20 protein-coding genes are annotated in these 17,666 nt (G+C 38.2%); 2 read left to right on the top strand and 18 right to left on the bottom strand.

What is annotated here, in order from left to right:
- Positions 1-12 precede the first annotated feature (12 nt).
- The 9 genes from C3V44_RS09025 to C3V44_RS08985 form a co-directional block, all read right to left on the bottom strand.
- Positions 13-234, bottom strand: a complete 222-nt coding sequence (locus C3V44_RS09025; protein ID WP_106096230.1) for a hypothetical protein — start codon at positions 232-234, stop codon at positions 13-15.
- Positions 235-297: 63 nt separating this feature from the next.
- Complete coding sequence (locus C3V44_RS09020) at positions 298-789, bottom strand: hypothetical protein (protein ID WP_106096229.1); 492 nt, start codon at positions 787-789, stop codon at positions 298-300.
- Positions 786-1,751, bottom strand: a complete 966-nt coding sequence (locus C3V44_RS09015; protein WP_106096228.1) for a late control protein — start codon at positions 1,749-1,751, stop codon at positions 786-788. The genes C3V44_RS09020 and C3V44_RS09015 overlap by 4 nt, the downstream gene beginning before the upstream one ends.
- Complete coding sequence (locus C3V44_RS09010; protein WP_106096227.1) at positions 1,751-2,347, bottom strand: DUF6046 domain-containing protein; 597 nt, start codon at positions 2,345-2,347, stop codon at positions 1,751-1,753. The genes C3V44_RS09015 and C3V44_RS09010 overlap by 1 nt, the downstream gene beginning before the upstream one ends.
- A gap of 3 nt (positions 2,348-2,350) precedes the next feature.
- A complete protein-coding gene (locus C3V44_RS09005; protein WP_106096226.1) occupies positions 2,351-3,964 on the bottom strand; it encodes a tape measure protein in 1,614 nt (537 codons plus the stop codon).
- Between the two features lie 194 nt (positions 3,965-4,158).
- A complete protein-coding gene (locus tag C3V44_RS09000; protein ID WP_009411050.1) occupies positions 4,159-4,449 on the bottom strand; it encodes a hypothetical protein in 291 nt (96 codons plus the stop codon).
- 80 nt (positions 4,450-4,529) lie between these two features.
- Positions 4,530-4,946, bottom strand: a complete 417-nt coding sequence (locus C3V44_RS08995; protein ID WP_009411049.1) for a hypothetical protein — start codon at positions 4,944-4,946, stop codon at positions 4,530-4,532.
- Between the two features lie 142 nt (positions 4,947-5,088).
- Positions 5,089-6,261 carry a DUF2586 family protein gene (locus C3V44_RS08990; protein ID WP_106096225.1) on the bottom strand — a complete coding sequence of 391 codons (1,173 nt, stop codon included), beginning with the start codon at positions 6,259-6,261 and terminating at the stop codon, positions 5,089-5,091.
- Between the two features lie 134 nt (positions 6,262-6,395).
- Positions 6,396-6,959 (bottom strand): hypothetical protein, encoded by a 564-nt coding sequence (locus tag C3V44_RS08985; protein ID WP_009421186.1) that lies wholly within the window; start codon positions 6,957-6,959, stop codon positions 6,396-6,398.
- Between the two features lie 228 nt (positions 6,960-7,187).
- On the opposite strand from C3V44_RS08985, the gene C3V44_RS08975 reads away from it, so the two are divergent.
- On the top strand, positions 7,188-7,460 hold the full coding sequence (locus C3V44_RS08975; protein WP_009418684.1) for a hypothetical protein: 273 nt from the start codon (positions 7,188-7,190) through the stop codon (positions 7,458-7,460).
- A 130-nt stretch (positions 7,461-7,590) separates the two neighbouring features.
- On the opposite strand, the gene C3V44_RS08970 is transcribed toward C3V44_RS08975, so the two are convergent.
- The 4 genes from C3V44_RS08970 to C3V44_RS08955 all read right to left on the bottom strand — a co-directional run bounded on the left by C3V44_RS08970 (position 7,591) and on the right by C3V44_RS08955 (position 9,159).
- The gene (locus tag C3V44_RS08970; RefSeq protein ID WP_106096224.1) at positions 7,591-7,791 is read right to left on the bottom strand and encodes a hypothetical protein; all 201 of its coding nucleotides are present in this window, start codon (positions 7,789-7,791) and stop codon (positions 7,591-7,593) included.
- A 123-nt stretch (positions 7,792-7,914) separates the two neighbouring features.
- Entirely contained in the window at positions 7,915-8,424 is a 510-nt protein-coding gene (locus C3V44_RS08965; protein WP_106096223.1) for a host-nuclease inhibitor Gam family protein, read from the bottom strand.
- A 171-nt stretch (positions 8,425-8,595) separates the two neighbouring features.
- Complete coding sequence (locus C3V44_RS08960; protein ID WP_048746138.1) at positions 8,596-8,874, bottom strand: hypothetical protein; 279 nt, start codon at positions 8,872-8,874, stop codon at positions 8,596-8,598.
- Between the two features lie 87 nt (positions 8,875-8,961).
- Positions 8,962-9,159, bottom strand: coding sequence for a hypothetical protein (locus tag C3V44_RS08955; RefSeq protein WP_106096222.1), 198 nt, complete (start codon positions 9,157-9,159; stop codon positions 8,962-8,964).
- A 646-nt stretch (positions 9,160-9,805) separates the two neighbouring features.
- Between C3V44_RS08955 and C3V44_RS08950 the strand changes: the two genes are divergently transcribed.
- A complete protein-coding gene (locus tag C3V44_RS08950; RefSeq protein WP_106096221.1) occupies positions 9,806-10,645 on the top strand; it encodes a S24 family peptidase in 840 nt (279 codons plus the stop codon).
- 40 nt (positions 10,646-10,685) lie between these two features.
- Here the strand turns inward: C3V44_RS08950 and C3V44_RS08945 are convergent, their stop codons facing one another.
- The 5 genes from C3V44_RS08945 to C3V44_RS12385 all read right to left on the bottom strand — a co-directional run bounded on the left by C3V44_RS08945 (position 10,686) and on the right by C3V44_RS12385 (position 17,277).
- On the bottom strand, positions 10,686-11,039 hold the full coding sequence (locus tag C3V44_RS08945; protein WP_106096220.1) for a DUF4280 domain-containing protein: 354 nt from the start codon (positions 11,037-11,039) through the stop codon (positions 10,686-10,688).
- An 11-nt stretch (positions 11,040-11,050) separates the two neighbouring features.
- Positions 11,051-11,764, bottom strand: a complete 714-nt coding sequence (locus tag C3V44_RS08940) for a hypothetical protein (protein WP_106096219.1) — start codon at positions 11,762-11,764, stop codon at positions 11,051-11,053.
- Between the two features lie 2 nt (positions 11,765-11,766).
- On the bottom strand, positions 11,767-12,480 hold the full coding sequence (locus tag C3V44_RS08935) for a hypothetical protein (RefSeq protein WP_106096218.1): 714 nt from the start codon (positions 12,478-12,480) through the stop codon (positions 11,767-11,769).
- 2 nt (positions 12,481-12,482) lie between these two features.
- Positions 12,483-13,064 (bottom strand): hypothetical protein, encoded by a 582-nt coding sequence (locus C3V44_RS08930; protein WP_164996612.1) that lies wholly within the window; start codon positions 13,062-13,064, stop codon positions 12,483-12,485.
- Between the two features lie 130 nt (positions 13,065-13,194).
- Positions 13,195-17,277: a phage baseplate assembly protein V gene (locus C3V44_RS12385; RefSeq protein ID WP_254425427.1), complete on the bottom strand. Its 4,083-nt coding sequence runs from the start codon at positions 17,275-17,277 to the stop codon at positions 13,195-13,197.
- Positions 17,278-17,666: the final 389 nt, after the last annotated feature.

Below are 17,666 nucleotides of genomic sequence, written 5' to 3'. Positions count from 1 at the left end.
TTTACTAATCTACTAATTAATTGTTCCTTTTCCTATACCAGTAGTAACTCCTGTATAAGTGCCTGCTAGTACAGGTATGCCCGTTTGTACTATTACCTCCCCACTCTTTACATAAGCTTCAATGAGAGAGGCAAGTCGTTCGGCATATTCTTCCATTCCTGCTTCTGTTTTAGTAAGCATTTCTTGTTGCAGGCGTATAATTCCTGTTTTTAGTGCTTGTTTATCTAATGCCATAAGTTTAGTGCTTAGTTTTTAGTAGTCAGTTGCAAGTACTTGCAACTGACTACTAACTACTGATTACTGTAATAATTTGTTTATCTTATTATTAATCTCCTCAAACTTCATCACGTTGTTCGGAGAAAAATTTCCTACACCCGAAGGTGTTTGTATCACCGCGTTTTTAAGTTCCGTTAGAAGCTCGTTTAAAAGACTTTTTAAATCCACTTCCCCGCGTTGCAAGTGCAAGCCTGCTTTGTCTATGGTAAGCTGTGTTTCTTCTATACGTAAACTCACGCTCTCTATCTCACTATAAGCCACCACATAGTAGCGGTTCTCGTCTTCCCCAATCGAAGCTATCAACACACTGCTCCCCTCCTTGGGGAAGAGATAAAACCGCTCAGCATTATCGTTAATCACCGAAGCCAAGCGCACGGTATATTGTAGCTCGTCGTCCTTCACCTCACACGTGCCCTTTTCTTTGTCTACCGATACCACTTCTACGGCTATGGTAGGTGTTTTGCGTCTTCCTATCTGCCTAAGCCCTTCTGCTAATTCTCTGTCTATACTCATAATTTTGCTCCTATGGTTACTTGTCGACGTGCACCATTACGTCCGAAGGTAATTTCTACTTTCTTAATAAAGTAACGTTCGTCTATCTCTTTCAATTCATTATCTATCATATGAGCTTGCATACCCCTCGTCGCAAAAGGGACCAAGAAACTCGTTATAGAGCCGTCAAAACCATCGTATTTCAGCCTTTCCATCTCGGCTCTTGCCATTTCTCGTAGCTTAGGTTCCTCACTCACTACCGAAGTATGAAAGGTTCTTAGCTCACCATCAGGATCACCCTCTTCCACTGTCTTCTTTTTGTTATTTTTGTCGATATAAGTGTAACGTACTTTCAGTTTGCGTTCCTCCTTAGTCCTATACTCCAAATCATTAGCAACAATGTTGTAATTGAGGTCATAGCGTGCTGTTTGCCCTATATTGGTAAGCTCCGAAAATCCTGCATACAACTTGCCTTCATCATTGATAAACACGCTTAGCCTAAACTCTTCTTTCAGCTTCTCCAATACCTGCGTACCGTTCGCATTGCGAATAATCCACTGGTCTAACTGCATTTCTGGAATATTGTCCGCCAGCACAATAGGCGTGTCCTTCACAACTTCCTGCAATACTTCTCTAAGTGTTGTTTTTTGCCACGACTTGCTGATATTTTTACGTCTAAGTAAGTACATAGCGTCTTCACACTCTATGCTTACAGGAATGCTCGGTTTAACCTTCTTTACATAGCCTTCAAACTCCACTCCGCTATACACACCCTCATAAGCAAGAGTAACGCTCACTTTGTCGCCCACCTCGATAGCCTTTTCAGTATAAAGGCTTTCGCCCCCTTTGGCTACTTTAAAATGGGTTGGCAGTTCAATCGTACAGGTGTCCGCCAATTCGTCTACCGATTTGGTGATTTTAACGTTGTGTACTGCTCTAAAAGTGTAATCACCTATCTTTATAATCGCTTGTAATACAAACATTAGTATATCTTGTTAAGTTGGGTTCGTTTCTCGTCTAATTCCGCATAGAAGTCCATATCCGATACAGCTTTAATGGTGTACTTCTGTATACCTTCTTTGCCTTCCATTTCCTCAAAGCTAATATCTTTGAGCACGATGTTACCAATGTCAAAAAGAGTAAAGAGCTTATTGCCTATCACCTCCAAACTCTCATTCTTTTCAAACAATTTGTTAAGGCTTTGTACTTGTGCCGTAGGATATTGATCGGGATTTTTGGGGTCTACACACAGTCCTCTTATGGTAATTTGCCAATCTTCAGTAGTGATATATTCCTTGACCTTACCTTTGCGTTGTTTGCCTACCGTTGCCGTTTCTACAATGGCTTTAGTAAGCGAAAAACTCACCAAAGGCTCATTGGGGAAAACCGTCTGCTCCCCCGATTTATCAGCCACTTTTAACGTCATAAAATACTGACTGCCATTACTGCGTGCCTCACTAATGTTAGACAAACTCGGCAGTACAAATTTCGTCTTATTGTTTGCCCACCACTGCGGAAATGCTGGACCTACATAGTCCAAAAAAGCCCGTGCGGTGAGTTCTTTTATATCAAATTCCATAAATTACACTGTTTGCATTTGGTTTACACTGTTCACAATTCTCAAAAGTTCTTCTTTCAGTTGCGCCCCAAAGTTTTCCACTCCTTCCCGTACCGATGATACGTACACTTTGGTATCCGTGCCCAAGTTGCCTATCTGTACGTTGATATGCGTTTGACGGGTACCTCCTGTTACAATATTATCTTTGGTTTTATTACCCATCTCTGAAAAAGGTGTGCTGGCAATAGGTGTTGCTAACGGACTTGTTTTTTGTCCCGTTTGCCCTATGCCTAACTTGCCCATTAACCCGTCTTTCACACTCGAAAGGCTCTTAAACTCCAAAGAGTTCCACGCTTTACCAAAATATTCTTTTGCTTTAGCTCCTGCCTCACCTGCTTTCTTATAGCCTTCTGCTACCGATTTGGCACGTTCTTGCAAGTCGTTTTGTATTTGGCTTATCATCGCTTGGTTCTCTTTACTATCTCCCAAACCTACAGCCTCTTTAAACTTATACCAAGCCAACTTACAGAGGTCTACACCTGCCATAAAAGCATTGACCGCCGTATTCCAATGAGCTTTGTAGGTGAGAATAAAGGCTTCCCACAAGTATTTCATTCCTTGCACAGTGTTATCCCACGCTTTGCCCCAACCGCTCACACCTACAATACAATAAGTGATGATAGCAATAAGAGCCACGATGCCTGCTATAATCAATACAATAGGATTCGCTAAAAAAGCTAAGTTCGTTTTAATTACTGCCCACGATAGTCGGTTCTGCCACGCTGCAGCAATAGCCATATAAGTGTTATGCAATGTGATAGCTGTAATAAATACTCCTAACACTCCTGCAATACCAAGGATTATGGGGTTCCCCTCTTGAAGTTTTTGAATAAACCAACTCAATCCTTCATTCAAAGCTCCAAATACCATCGTAGAAAGTGCTACCAACGGAATCAGCAACGGACTTATAACCTCATATACTTTTACGGCTATAGATTGTATCGAAGCCATTAAAACTGTAAACCTGCCTTGTAGAGTGCTGTTCACATTCTCAGCTCCTTGATAAAAATCTCCTTGTGCGTCAGTTGCCCATCGAAAAGCCTCAGCCAACTCTCTTGCCGAAATTCCTCCTTTGTCCATTCGCTCTTGCAGAGAGGTCATAGTCTCGCCCGTCCGCTCACTTATCACTTGCAAAGGATTAAATCCTGCCTGTTGCATCTGTGTGAGTGTAGCTTCTTGTAACTTCCCTTGTGTGGTCACTTTGGCAAAGGCAGTAGCTAAGGTTTCTATCTTTTTGCTATCCCCCAAGGCAATATCTCCTATTTGTTTGAGCATTCCTAATGCTCCTTCAGGAACCAACCCCGCTCCCATCAAACTCTCTTGAGCCTTCACAAGCGATGGTACTTCATAAGCCGTTTGCCCACTGTATTGTGTGAGATTCTGATGTATTTCTTGTGCCTTTTGCATATTACCTTGCACAAAAGTAGCCAGACTCATCTTTTGGGTGTCTGCCGTAAAACCTTGCTTAAATATTTTCTGTAAAGACGAGATAGGGTCTATAATGTTATTAACCACCTCCTTTAACCTTTTAGTCTGATCAAAGAAAGAAGATATCGTGTTTTTTGGATTTTCTGCCATTTATAAACTTTTTTCTTTACTTTTTTATTCTCCATACGATTCACTCTCCTTTTGGCGAATCCATTCCAGTTCTTTCACTCGCATAGCCCACTCAGTATCATTGAGGGCATCGGGATTGGCAATGTGCATATAGTAACGCAGTGAGGCATTGGTAATACGCAACCAATCCCGAGGCTCGTCAATTTCCGCACTGCTTAAAGCTTTTCCAAGGTAGCTTCCTTAATCTGTATCAATTCGCCAAGCTTACTACTTGCCGAAAGGAAAAGTGCATCATCAGTCTTAATCTCTTCATCTCCTCCCAACCAACAGTTAGTAAGGATAGCCTCATTAAACTTCATCGGGTCTTTCGTTGCTAATGTCGAAGCATAACTCAGGGTAGCGCGGTCAGGCGTTCTCAAGTATGCTACTTTGTCATCTACTCGCAATACAAATACTTCTTTGTACTTCGCTTTCCATTGTTTGATTTGTTCTTTTGTTACGTCCATTTTTTATCAATTTGCTAATTTCTAATTTTCCCGCCTATGTGGTTCGCACTCACTTGTCGTACTACGACTGTGGTTCACACCTACGATTGGCGTTTTACGTCAGTGAAGATAATAGGGAGCTCTACAACCATATTTTTATCCCCCTGCTTCATTGCCTTTTTCACTTCGGTAAATTCCACATTCTTGAGAATATCGGTTACTATTTGTCCACCTTCTGAGGGCACGTAAGCAACAACCAAGTCGAAGTTAAGGTTCAGAATGTCGTTGTTTTTGGCATCACGCGTCATTGCTTCCAATTCACTTTGCCAAATGCTCAACTTCCCCTCAAAACTGTGATTACCTCTTACAATGCTCAAAGGTTTACTTCCACGTCCGTAAAGCGCCGATTTCTCTTTTTTCTCAGTGTATTCTACTTCTGTCACCCCGGCAATAATACGCCCTCCAAAGGCAATCGAAATATCGCTCCACGCATACTGTTTACTACTAAATGTTCCCATTTTTTTTTCTAATTTATTAATCTACTAATTTATTAATTTGTTAAATCTCTGCCCGTCGTGCTACGACTAATTTACTAATTTTCTGCCTGTCGTGCTACGACTAATTTGCTAATTCTCTGCCCGTCGTGCTACGACCTCACACCTAATTTTCTTCTTTCTTTGTGGTAAAACCAATATTCACCTCAATAAAATCAGCATAACCCACAGGAAGGAGTTTTAGCCCTACTACCACTTTACCTGTTTGCAATACCTTCTGTTCAGGGTCTATATTGATGTTCACTGCCGATAGCTCTCCTTTCGAAACCATTTCGCTTTGCAAAGTGTTCTCCAACTTGGTTTGCCAACTCTTGATAATAGCAGGGTGAATGCTTCCCTCTTCTGAAAGTAACACCTCATCGCTTAATTCCTCTACCAAAGCCCCATAAGCAAGAAGTAACGCCTTGTCCATTACCAATCCGCTACTGAGACTCTTAAAATCATCAGTAGGTTTGGTAAGCGTATTATCTCCTGAAAAATAGTAGCCTGAACGCCCTACGAAGGTGCGAAAGAAAATATACCCTTTATCGTCTAAGGCGTCCCACTGGTCAGCTTTGCCGTCAATAGTAGTTCCGTCAGTAAAATAAGCCACCAATGGCAATACACTACCGTCCTTCACGCGGTGAATTTTGCGCTGTACGGGTATAGCACTCATTTTTCCTAAAAACAAACCTACTGATGCTTCTTTCTCCTTATCGTCATTACCGATAAAGCAAGCCACTTTGTTGAGTTCGTTTTCCGAGAAATTAGTAAGGTCAGCTACTTTGCCGTTCCAGCTGTTGCCCGATACCACTACTCTAAAAGGCATATACTTCTTTTCAAAGTGCTCAGCAATAGCTTGTGCTTTCACTACGGCTGTTTGTACATCAGTGTCTAAGCCGGCAGCAATAGTTTCGCTACCAGTTGCTTTTTTCACCACACCCAATACCCTAATAGCACCTTTGGCATCAGCTATGAGAGTTGGAGCAAAAGCACCGTCTTTGTCAAGCATTGCAGTCATAGTCGTAGCGTCCGATACGAGCATTACCCACAGAGGTGTACCCGTAGGAGCTTGGTCGTAAAATGCTTTAATATGCTTGTAAGCAAAAGCATTTTCAGCCTCCGAAATACCCAATGCTACGGCTTCGTTTAAGGAAAATACTTGGTACGATTTCCCGAGTTCTACCTTACTGGCTACTCCACTACCTGTAATAATAAGACCAGTAACTTTTTGAATGTTATTGCCTGTACGGTTCATACCATCCTTGGCAATGTTAAATAATACTTTTGGTAATCCCATTTTTTAATTATGTGTTTTTGTTAATTATTTAATAAATGTCCCCCTACCTCTCCCTTATTATATCCTTAATTGTAACTCTACTAATAAAAAGGCAAAATAGCTAAAAATAACTGTCCTCTATTAACTATCAATCATTAAAGGCTTTCCTCTTTTTTAGAATTGTTACCAGGGCGGTCAGTAGCGGTTACTATTATTTTATCACCTGTAAGCGAAGGATTAGTAACCGTAGTGGTGTACACCCATTTGCCCTGTACAAGAGTTGCGCTACCTTCTTCCACAAGAGTAGCATCGTGGTCTTCAATACGCACTTTCACAGCTACGACCTTAAAAGCATCGCCCGCCTCTATCATTATTTTCTCTCCTGTGGCACTACCTGTATAGCCTGAATGGTCTATATGGGTAATTTTAGGAGCGCGCAAATAGTCAGTCATCGCCATATTATAAGCCGATACATTCCTGCGCTTTTTAGCCTCTGCTGTATAATCCTCTTTTAGCGAAGGGTCTTGCAAAGCGTTTTTGGCATATGCCGAAGCGCGTATAAATCTCTCTTGTTGTGCTTTCTGAGAGGCACTGGGAGCTTTGGTGTGTGAAGGAGGGGTAGCGACAATAGTTTCTCCTCCGCGTTGGCGAAATACAAACACTTTCCCTACTTTACCACTAAGCCCTGTAATGGCATAGTTTGATTTACTTTTTCCCATTTCTTTAATTTTTTTTGTTATACATTATTTTAATTGTAAGTGCACTTCTATCGTTTGTTTTACGGTGCAAAATTCCGGCGGTTTTTTCAGTTCTGAAAATCGGCAAACAAGCCTTGTACTTATTTTCCCCAACCATTGTACTAATTTGGTACAAGCGTTGAACGTCTTTTTCCTTACCTCATCTATATGTACGACCTTTGCACCATCAACAAATAACAAATGTGTAAAATGAAAGATTTACTCTTAATCAAAAACGATTTGCACCTTGCTGAAGGTGATTTTCAAGTAGGCTTATCTGAGCCCCAACATCAAAAAGCTATTCTTACTGCCGAAAAAGGACAGTGGAAAGAGCACCCCGAAGTGGGGGTAGGTATTGCCCAAATGCTCGCCGACGACCTTTATACCGAAATGCTTATTGAGGTAAAAAAGCAATTAGAGTACGACGGTATACCCGTGAAAAACGTAACCCTTACCCCTCAGGGCTCACTGCTGATAGAGTAATTAGTGTTATCCGAAAAGTCTCTTTTATCGATTTTGCATCGCTACTTCCCCCTTTGAAGGGAAGTCCGCGAGAGCGGAGTATGTGAGAGGGGGATGTTAAAAAGCAATTGATTACTTTTTCGGGTAACTCCTATTCGGCATAACCGCCCTGAAAAGAAAGTATTGCTACAATTGTACGAGGTGATAAAAACATAATGTTCGCCACCTCTTCTACAAGAGCATCTACCTTCCACTGAGGGTGCTTGGCACTCAGTTCTTCAAAAAGTTGACGCACTTTTTCATTGCGTTTTTGCAAGCGTTCTTTGCGCTGTTGTGTATTATCACATTTCATATGTTTCATTTTTTTAATGTTAAACTTTTTGCCAACTTTGGTAGAGCTTTTTTAAAACTCTACCAAAGTTTTTTTTCACCTTTGCATCTCACTCCCTATTGCCTGAGGCCTGGGGCCTATTACCTAAGCTTCCCCCTTCACTTCCACAAAAAAAGTCTCATCCTGAGTCACCACTACTCCTATTTTTGGAAAGAAGTCAGCTATTTGCTCATTGTTGCGTTCGGCAAGTAGCTTATCTTTAGCTGGTTCTTCGGCTATGCGCACATAAGCAGGTAAAAATTCTTTCAGCAGGTTTGTTACCGTATTCCACGTAAAACCTTTTAGCGTTTTCAGTTTCGGCGTACCTGTGCGGAATCCTATGGTACCGTGCAAACTGTCAAGTGATTTCTTCTTGATAAATAAACTGTCTTTATTTGCTAATGCATAGGCTTGTAACACATCAAAATTGGTCTCTTTTATTTCTTTAAGAGTCGCCAATTCATTCGTGTATTTATTGCGTATAGTTGCAATTTGCTTCTCTATCAACGCATTTATTTTAGTCATTCGCGCCTCTGCCTTTGCATAAGTAGAAAAAGCATTCTCCATTTGTGTTTTAGTTACCCCAGTAGGGATTATTCTTTTTGTTCTTGCCATTTTTGTATTGTTTTTTAATCGTTAATTTTTATTTCAACTGTTTGTCGTGCTACAATCGCCTGTCGTGCTACGACTTGCCTGTGTGGCTCATACCTGCCCTCACAAACTTTACCTTTACTCACATACCCAGCTGTGAGCCCATCGCTGGCTTTACCTTTTACTTTTTACCTTTTATCTTTTACCTTTTACCTTATAAAGCGGGTGCTTTCTTACTGGTTGCCACTCCCTTTGCTCGTCCAACCAAAGCAGGTGTCGCTCTTCGTCGTATTTAAAGATGGGGGCACGCCAACCGTTCTGTTCCACCCACGTTTGTAGTTCTTGCACGCGAGCAGGTACCTCATTCGTACGTCCTGCGCGATATTGTGAGGTTTGTAGTCGTTCCTCAAAAGTAAGCACCTGCAAAAAACTATCAAGAGCAAGCGCTTGGGTATATTCTAAAAATCTATTCATTGTAATTTTTTGTTATTTGTTATTTTTTCACTTTACTATTCACTATTCACTTTTGCATCACTTTTCCTAATGCCTAAGGCCTGAGGCCTATTGCCTATTCACTACAAGCCGTCCATATTTTTTCAGCTCACTCCACCAGTTTACTTTATGCCCACTAACTCTTCTGGGCAAATAGCGCACAGGCTGATGATAACTTTTGGCTTTTTCTAACAACACAACCGCTTGCTCGCGGAGCTTGCGCTGTATATACTCATAGTCACTGACTTCATTTAAATGTATTCTCATTGTTTTTAATTTTTAATATTAATTCAATTTATAACCCTAATAATCAATCGTCACATTCTCAGCAATACTAACTTGCCGACTTTACAAGATTTCTTTTTAATAATCCCTTAAACTTCATACGTCTTCTTACGTTAAATTGCCACTCTACAAGGCGAAGCCCTGATTTTTTTATTTTGAAACTAATTTGTTTTCAATTTCTACCTTTTTTAGGCGCTCTTCATTAAAAATATAATTTCTTACGCTTCTCTCATTTTCTAATTTCCAAATCTGCTAATTTGCTAATTTTCCTTTTGCCTGTGTGGCTCACACTTGCCTGTGCGGCTCGCACCTGCTCGTCGTACTACGACTGTACTACGGCTTAGGTATTCTTCTTCAAAAAAAATTTCCGCACCCCTACGGAGGCTTTTCTACTGCACATCTATTCAACTTTTGTCCTACACATTTTTTTAACCAACCTCCCCTCAACAATAATTTTTCTACTGCCATAAGGTCGATTATCCACAAAATTTTTGTACTTTTGCTCATTGTTCTATTCATTTTGTTTTACGGTGCAAAAATATAGGATATTTTCTACACTTCCAAATTTTTTGTAGAAAATTTTTTATATTTTTATCTAATTAATTGCCAATAAAATATTTTTCTCAGTATGTCAAATATTGTTAGTAGAGTAAAAGATTATATTGATTTCAAGGGATTATCGGTTAGAAAGTTTGAAGAGCTTGTGGGCTTTTCCAACGGTGCTTTTGCTACTCAGTATAAAAACAACAAGTCTATTGGAAGCGATAAAATAGAAAATATTCTACAATCCTTCCCCGAACTAAATGCTGAATGGTTGCTCACAGGTGAAGGTCCTATGTTAAAAAACAACGATATTGTTGAAACTCCTCGTGTAGAAATTATCAAACCTTTAAAAGTAGAAGGAAGAGATTTAACTCCCAAGGTGGTAGTGGTTGAAGAAGACGAACTTTTTAACCCCATACCCTTAGTGCCTATATACGCTCAAGCGGGCTATCTCAATGGTTATGAAGACCCCGAATACATAAAAGAACTCCCTATGTACAACCTCCCCGAAATGCGAAACGGCACTTTCAGAATGTTTCAAGTAAATGGACTCTCGATGTTCCCCACCCTGCAAGACGGCAGTTATGTGGTAGGGCAATTCGTCGAAAATTGGGAGTGGCTCTCAGATAACAGGGTGTGCGTAGTAGTTACAGAGCGCGACGGAGTGATTGTAAAACGGGTTTTAAACAAAATAAGAAAGTATGGTAGTCTGTATTGCAAATCCGATAATCGCGACTACCCGCATATTACCGTTAGAGCTGAAGATATTAAAGAAGTATGGGAATGTAAAATGCACCTCTCTTTCGAGTTCCTCGACCCTATCCCTGAGTACCAAAAAATCGCCGATTTAGAAGCCAATGTTCAGTTCCTAACCGAACGTGTAGAACAATTAGAGCATCACAACAAACCCATTTTAAAACAATAACCTTTAAGTTTTCAAAACATATTACAAACTTACACGGCTATTACTCCACTTCTGAAGATACAAAATTATTTTCTCCTGAATTGGTAAAAGTAATTTTCCCTCCTATAGCACACTGCATACAAGAAGATTTATTAAGCTCTTTCTTACTGTCAATAGTAGCAAAAGAAGTATTTTCCCATTGAGTAGGAATAGGCATACAAGGCAAATATCCTCCTGAAGTAGGTTTTAGTCTACACTGTCCAAAAGGAGGTATATTTATATTTGCTTGTTTGTCTTCTTCTGTGGCTTGCAGTTTTCCATTGATAAAATCGTGATTTTGAGAAGTAACGATAAGAGTACTTTCTTTACTCCCCTCAGAACATTTCATTCTTGCACTATCAGTAATTGATTCCATATTTTTATTTTTTAAAAATACATTACTCTGTTTTCTTTTCTTTCTAAATCACCCTCCCAATCAAAATGAATAATCAAATATCCTTCCGTTATAGTAGGTTTACCTTCCTCATCTGTAGCAGGCGTCCATTTTTCCATACGGGAACCTACGACACTATGTATCTTAGAAGAAACTTGAAATTCCTTTTCAAAATTTAAGCCATTCATAAAGTCCATAAAAATGTCCCCATCTTTCCAAATCTCGAATCTCACTAATACATCTCCCTTTATTTCATAGAGATAATCTTCTATATTAAAGTTTTGTAACCAAAACTGGTGATATTCTTCCATTGTTTTAAAATGTGTTGCAGGACTTTTACTCTTTTTCCCTTGTGAATAAAGGGTTCCTTTTGATGTATTAGTCACTATAATAGTGTCCTTTATTCTATTATTTATAATCTCTCTTTTTACTAAAATATCAGGTAATACTACTATAGGTCCTTCTTTTCCTCCCATAAGTCTCATATAATTTTGTCCCCATATCATATTAGAAAATAAAGTAAAAAGTATTATCAATAAAGGTAATATTGTTTTATATAACCCCACTTCTTTCCTCATTGTTTCACATTGTTTTTTAGAAAATAAGATCATTTTCTTATTCTTCTCTTTTAGCTGAGGATTCACTTCTATCTCCTCTGTAGTATATAAATACTCCATTATATTGGTGCTTGTTTTTATCCTTGTCATTTTTAAAAATACATTACTCTGTTTTCTGTTCTTTCTAAATCACCCTCCCAATCAAAATGAATAATCAAATATCCTTCCGTTATAGTTGGTTTACCTTCTTCATCTGTAGCTGGTGTCCACTTTCCCATGCGAAAACCTAAAGTGTGATGTATCTTAAAAGATATTTCACCTTCTAATTTATCAGATAATCCATTTATAAAACGAACAGAAACTCTTCCATCTTCCCAAATTTCAAATTTCACCAAAACCTCTCTTTTTATTTCATAGAGATAATGCTTAATATCAAAGTTCTGTAACCAAAACTGGTGATATTCTTCCATCGTTTTAAAAAAAGTAGCTGGATTTTTACTTTTTTCTCCCTGTGAAAATAAGGTTCCTTTTGATGTATTAGTAACTATAATAGTATCCTTCATTTTATTACCTGTAATTTCTCTTTTTATTAGTATATCTGGTAATACAATTATTGGCTTATCTTGTGAAATAGGGTCATAATATTCTTGACCAAATATTATATTTGAAAATAAACTAAAGATTACTATCAATAAAGGTAATATTGTTTTATACAACCCCACTTCTTTCCTCATTGTTTCACATTGCTTTTTAGAAAACAACACTTTTTTCTTATTATCTTCTTTTTTTAACTGAGGATTTGCTTCTATTTCCTGTGTAGTATACGGATAATCCATTATATTAGTGCTTGTTTTTATCCTTGTCATTTTTAAAAATACATTACTCTGTTTTCTGTTCTTTCTAAATCACCCTCCCAATCAAAATGAATAATCAAATATCCTTCTGTTATAGTAGGTTTACCTTCCTCATCTGTAGCAGGTGTCCATTTTCCCATATGGAACCCTAAAAAACCATTTATTATAGAAGAAATCCTAAATTCTTTCTCAATACTTAAACCATTTATAAAATCTACAAAAAGTTCCCCATTTTCTCCCCATATTCTAAACTTTACCAACACATCTCCTTTAATCTCATAAAAATAATCTTTTATATTAAATTTTTCTAACCAAAACTGGTGATATTCTTCCATTGTTTTAAAACGTGTTGCAGGACTTTTACTCTTTTTCCCTTGTGAATAAAGAGTTCCTTTTGATGTATTAGTCACTATAATAGTGTCTTTTATTCTATTATTTATAATCTCTCTTTTTACTAATACATCTGGCAATACAATTACAGGATTCTTTGTATTCATTAGTCTCATATCTTGTCCCCATATCATATTGGAGAATAAAGTAAAAAGTATTATCAATAAAGGTAATATTGTTTTATACAACCCCACTTCTTTCCTCATTGTTTCACATTGCTTTTTAGAAAATAAGATCATTTTCTTATTCTTCTCTTTTAACTAAGGATTCGCTTCTATCTCCTCTGTAGTATACAAATAGTCCATAATATTAGCACTTGTTTTTAGTTTATTATGTTTAAAAACACCTTACTCTACGATCTCTTCTTTCTAAATCACCCTCCCAATCAAAATGAATAATCAAATACCCCTCCGTTATAGTAGGCTTACCTTCCTCATCTGTGGCGGGAATCCACTTTTCCATACGAGAACCTACAACACTATGTATCTTAGAAGAAACTTGAAATTCTAGCTTAAAATTCAAACCATTCATAAAGTCTATAAAAATATCCCCATCATTCCATATTTTAAACTTTACTAAAACATCCCCTTTTATTTCATAAAGATAATCTTCTATATTAAAGTTTTGTAACCAAAACTGGTGATACTCTTCCATCGTTTTAAAACGAGTCGCAGGACTTTTGCTCTTTTTCCCTTGTGAATAAAGGGTTCCTTTAGAGTAATTGGTAACTATAATAGTATCCTTCATTTTATTATTTATAATCTCTCTTTTTACTAAAATATCCGGTAATACTACTACAGGAGTTTTTGCATTCATTAATCTCATATATTCTTCTTGCCCACAAATCATATTAGAAAATAAAGTAAAAAACACCACTAACAATGGTAATATTGTTTTATATAAATTTACTTCTTTTCTCATTATTTCACTTTGTTTTTTAGAAAATAAGATCTTTTTCTTGTTCTCTTTCTCCAATTGCGGATTAACTTTCGTTTCTTCTGCTGTATACAAATAGTCCATCATATTAGTACTTGTTTTTATTCTTGTTTTCATCTTTTGTCCAAACAATGCGTTATATCGGTATTCCAAAAGCTCCTTTCTTCTTTGTAAGTCATTCCTCCTTAAAAGTAAACCATTACGTTCATTAATAGCATTAGCTCTTTCCTCTTCTAACTCTATTTTTCTTTCTTGAGTTATTCCTTCTTGTTTTAGTTTTTCCTCTGCCTCCTTAATATCTCCCTCTCTATCTTTTATATTTTGCTCATTAATCCTTATCAAAGTATCTATATTCCTTTCAGGATCTCTAATAGCTTTATCAATTAAAACATCTCTTATACTCTCATTAAAATCATTAAGATTCTCCACAAAAGTATGCTGTAATCCTAATAAGTGCCCTAATTCGTGGGCATAGGTACGAGCATCGTCTAAATTACTACCAAAAATGGCAATTTTTTGGTTCTTTATAGGTACTATCAAAGTGTAACCTCCTCTACCCACAAACGCTCCTTCACTTATAAAAAACATAACCCCCTTAAACGTGCTATTAGGGTGTAATTCCTTATATTTCCTTCCAAATAAATCTACTAAATAATCTTTAGAAGTTCCTTTGTTCGACATTTCATCATCACCAAAAGGATGCTCCGCAAAATACTGTTCTTGTTCGCTTTGGGTAACAAGTTCTCGGTCTTGAAATATAACTTGTCTATTCCCGTCTTTATCGCTTCCTATTGTAAAGAATGGTTTGTCTGTATTCAATGGGTTTTGGTCGTCATCATCAAAAACTATATAATCTCCACTGGGTTGGAAATTACATTTTATTCCTGCTTGTCTCATAAATTCATTTATTTTGTCAAATTGGGCTTCCGCCTTTTTGTAAAGGTTCTCTCTTTGCCGGTTCATCCTCTCCAAAATACCTTGCGTTTTCGATTTTAAAAGTACCGTCACTATTTTCACCTCTATTGTTTCTATAGCATTGGGTGCCATTTCTATAACACCCACAGTCGCTCGGGTCCTCTCGTCCAATATTCTTATATATTCAGTAGCATTAAAAGTTTCCTTAGCTATAATGCTTATCACACAATCATCACCTTTGCAATTTTTCTTTTCTATTTTTATCTCATTGTCTTCTTTGCCTTTGTAGGTAATGCTAAACTTTTTGTTCTCTTCAAAAACAATATACTCTTTCTTCTTTTCTTTCTTCTCTTGTTCTGTTCTGTTGTCGTTTACTTTCTCTATGTGCAGTGCTACATTAGCCTTTTCGCCCTTACCTTTTTCTTTATTACCCTCTGGTAATAATAACCAACTTCCTATATAAGGTCGGTTATACATTTGGGTGTGGTAATACATCTCTTTGAGGTAATTTTGGGCTTGGGTATTGTGCAAGCCACTGTTATAAGGCACAAATTCGTGTGTTGCCTCATCGTAAATATACTCTATATCTGCCACATTTGTTCCTTGAAAAGCACTTATGTTTACATCCCCTACATCACAATAATCAAAACCAAATTCTCCTTTGTAATTTTTAGTAGGTTTAGCAAAAACAATTACGTCTATTCCTTCTCCTGTTCCTTCGGTAATGTCTATTCTTTCTGCTTGTGTTACTTTGTCTAACTTAGGAGATTTCAAAGCCATTGCTTGTGTGCCGTGCACCTCTGTTATTTCAGAGGCTACACGCAAGGTTTTTTCAGCACCCAAATCTAAGTTTTGGGCAGTAGTTTTTAAACTTTCCATTGCGTTAATAGTGAGCTTCTTACCATCGAGATTAAAGTGCTGAGCTCCTTTAATCTCCATCGCACTAATAGCCGTAATATAGGTTTGCACCAATGATTTTAGTTCCATTTCTATTCTCGAAATAGCCTGTATCCTATCTGCTTCCAATAAAATTTCTTTAGAATTAAGGCTTATCTTGTTTACGGCGTTCAGCTCTATATTTCCTTTGCCGTCAAGCAAATAACTACTACCTCTTTTGTCTTTTATCAACACACTACCTTTCTCGTCGTCAAAAGTTATGGTACTACCGCTCTTGGTGGTAATACTCCTCACGTTATGGCTCACCTGTTGGGCGTTCTTGCCGTGGTACATACTGCCACTCACATAAGGTCGGTGGGGGTTACCTTGCTCAAAGCTTACCATCACCTGGTCGCCTACCTCAGGAATAAACTGAAACCCACGGTTGCTACTATTGTCAGTAAGCACGCCCGCATCGGGGGTTTGTACTCGCAACCAAAAGGTCTGCTCGCCTAAGTGTCTTTGCCAGAAGAAACGCACTTGCACGCGCCCTTGTTTCTTAGGGTCGTCGTTGGCTACTACTTCTGCTATTTCAGGATAAGCAATCGTTTCCGGCTCGTACATAGCGTATTCCATTCCCAATGGCACGGCTACAAAGCGGTTGTAATAATCATCGCGGTCTACACAGTGTTCTACCGAAATCACTCGGTATTCCCCCATATTTTCTTTTTCAAATCCCGAAGGGAATTTTACGTAAATGAGGCTACCCAAGCGCACCAAGCTATTGTGGGTTTTACCCTCAACGCAGTGCATTTTGCCCAATGCCTGTTGGTATTTGCTCTGTTGCAGTCTTGCCGTATCACCTGCCAATGGGGTGGGTACTTCGGCAGAAAGCATTCCTCTTTGTGAATATAAATTTTCAGGGTCTTGAAAAACGTTTTGGGTATAGGTATTGCGCGGTCTTACTTCCTCTTCGGTGTCCGAATGAATATATTCATCGTCCTCCGCATTGTAGTTGTAAAGGGTGTATTTAAAAGGAAGTGTTTTGGAAGAAACTTTAAATTCGGTAATATCTTCGTCTATGGTTAGGTCTTCGGATTGTTCATCTGTTACACCACCAAACACGAGCTTACTACCGTCAAAATACAGTAGTTCGTTGTAAATAGCCGAAAGTCTATTCAAAAACTCCCAACGGCTTTCTTTATACTGCATTGCATAGGGGATTATCGCTTTAAACTTAGGATTACATATCAGGTCGAAATACTTGTTTTTAAAAACTTTCTCTACGATATTTACCAAATCATAATCTACGAACGAGTTCATCGAAGGAGCATCGTCCAACACCATAGGGCTTCCCTTTCCTATGATGCGAATTTTGTTTTCGCTTCCTCCCATAGTAGCAGTATCCGAGTCAATCACCACCTCGGTAATATATCCCGAAAATTGGAAAGTGTTCTCTCCTCTTGGGAAGGAAAGACGAATAATCACATTTTTGCCCACTTGTTTTAAGAGCTCTTGCGATTGTCCTTTCCAAAGGGTTTTACGAGTAGCAATGGTTTCTACCAGCTCAAAATCACAGCAAGAGTTTAACGATTGTTGTATGTGCAAGCTGTTGAAGCGTGAAGTTTGTTCCTTACCGTCAATATGTACTGAATGGAAAATAGGGAGACGTTTGGTAAAAAGAGATTCCATAAGAGTTTTATTTTAGTATCAATATGGGCGCAAGTTACTAAAATCATTTTTAAACACAAAATTTTTATACTCTTTTCTTCCCTTTTCCGTCACTACATTCCCCCTCTCCTTGGGAGAAGTCTCCGAATAGGAGAGTATGTGATTGGGGAGAGGTTCCTCTTTCTTTCGTATCGAAACCCCGATTTTAACATTTTTAGCGTTGTTATATTACGGTATAAATCAATCACTTATATACCCTTTCTATACCAATCGTCCAAGATTCGTATAAGCTTCCTATAAGCTCTCTATAAGCTAACCCCACCCTCCTTACACCCTTTTTTCACCAAAACCTCTCCCTTCCTTCTTTCGAGCCTCTTCGTTTCCTTTCTAAAATTCCTAATAGCCCCAAC

This window comes from Capnocytophaga sp. oral taxon 864 (assembly GCF_002998835.1).
GTDB lineage: Bacteria > Bacteroidota > Bacteroidia > Flavobacteriales > Flavobacteriaceae > Capnocytophaga > Capnocytophaga ochracea.
Note: the sequence above shows the minus strand (reverse complement) of the source record. Positions and strands in the feature narration are given on the sequence as shown.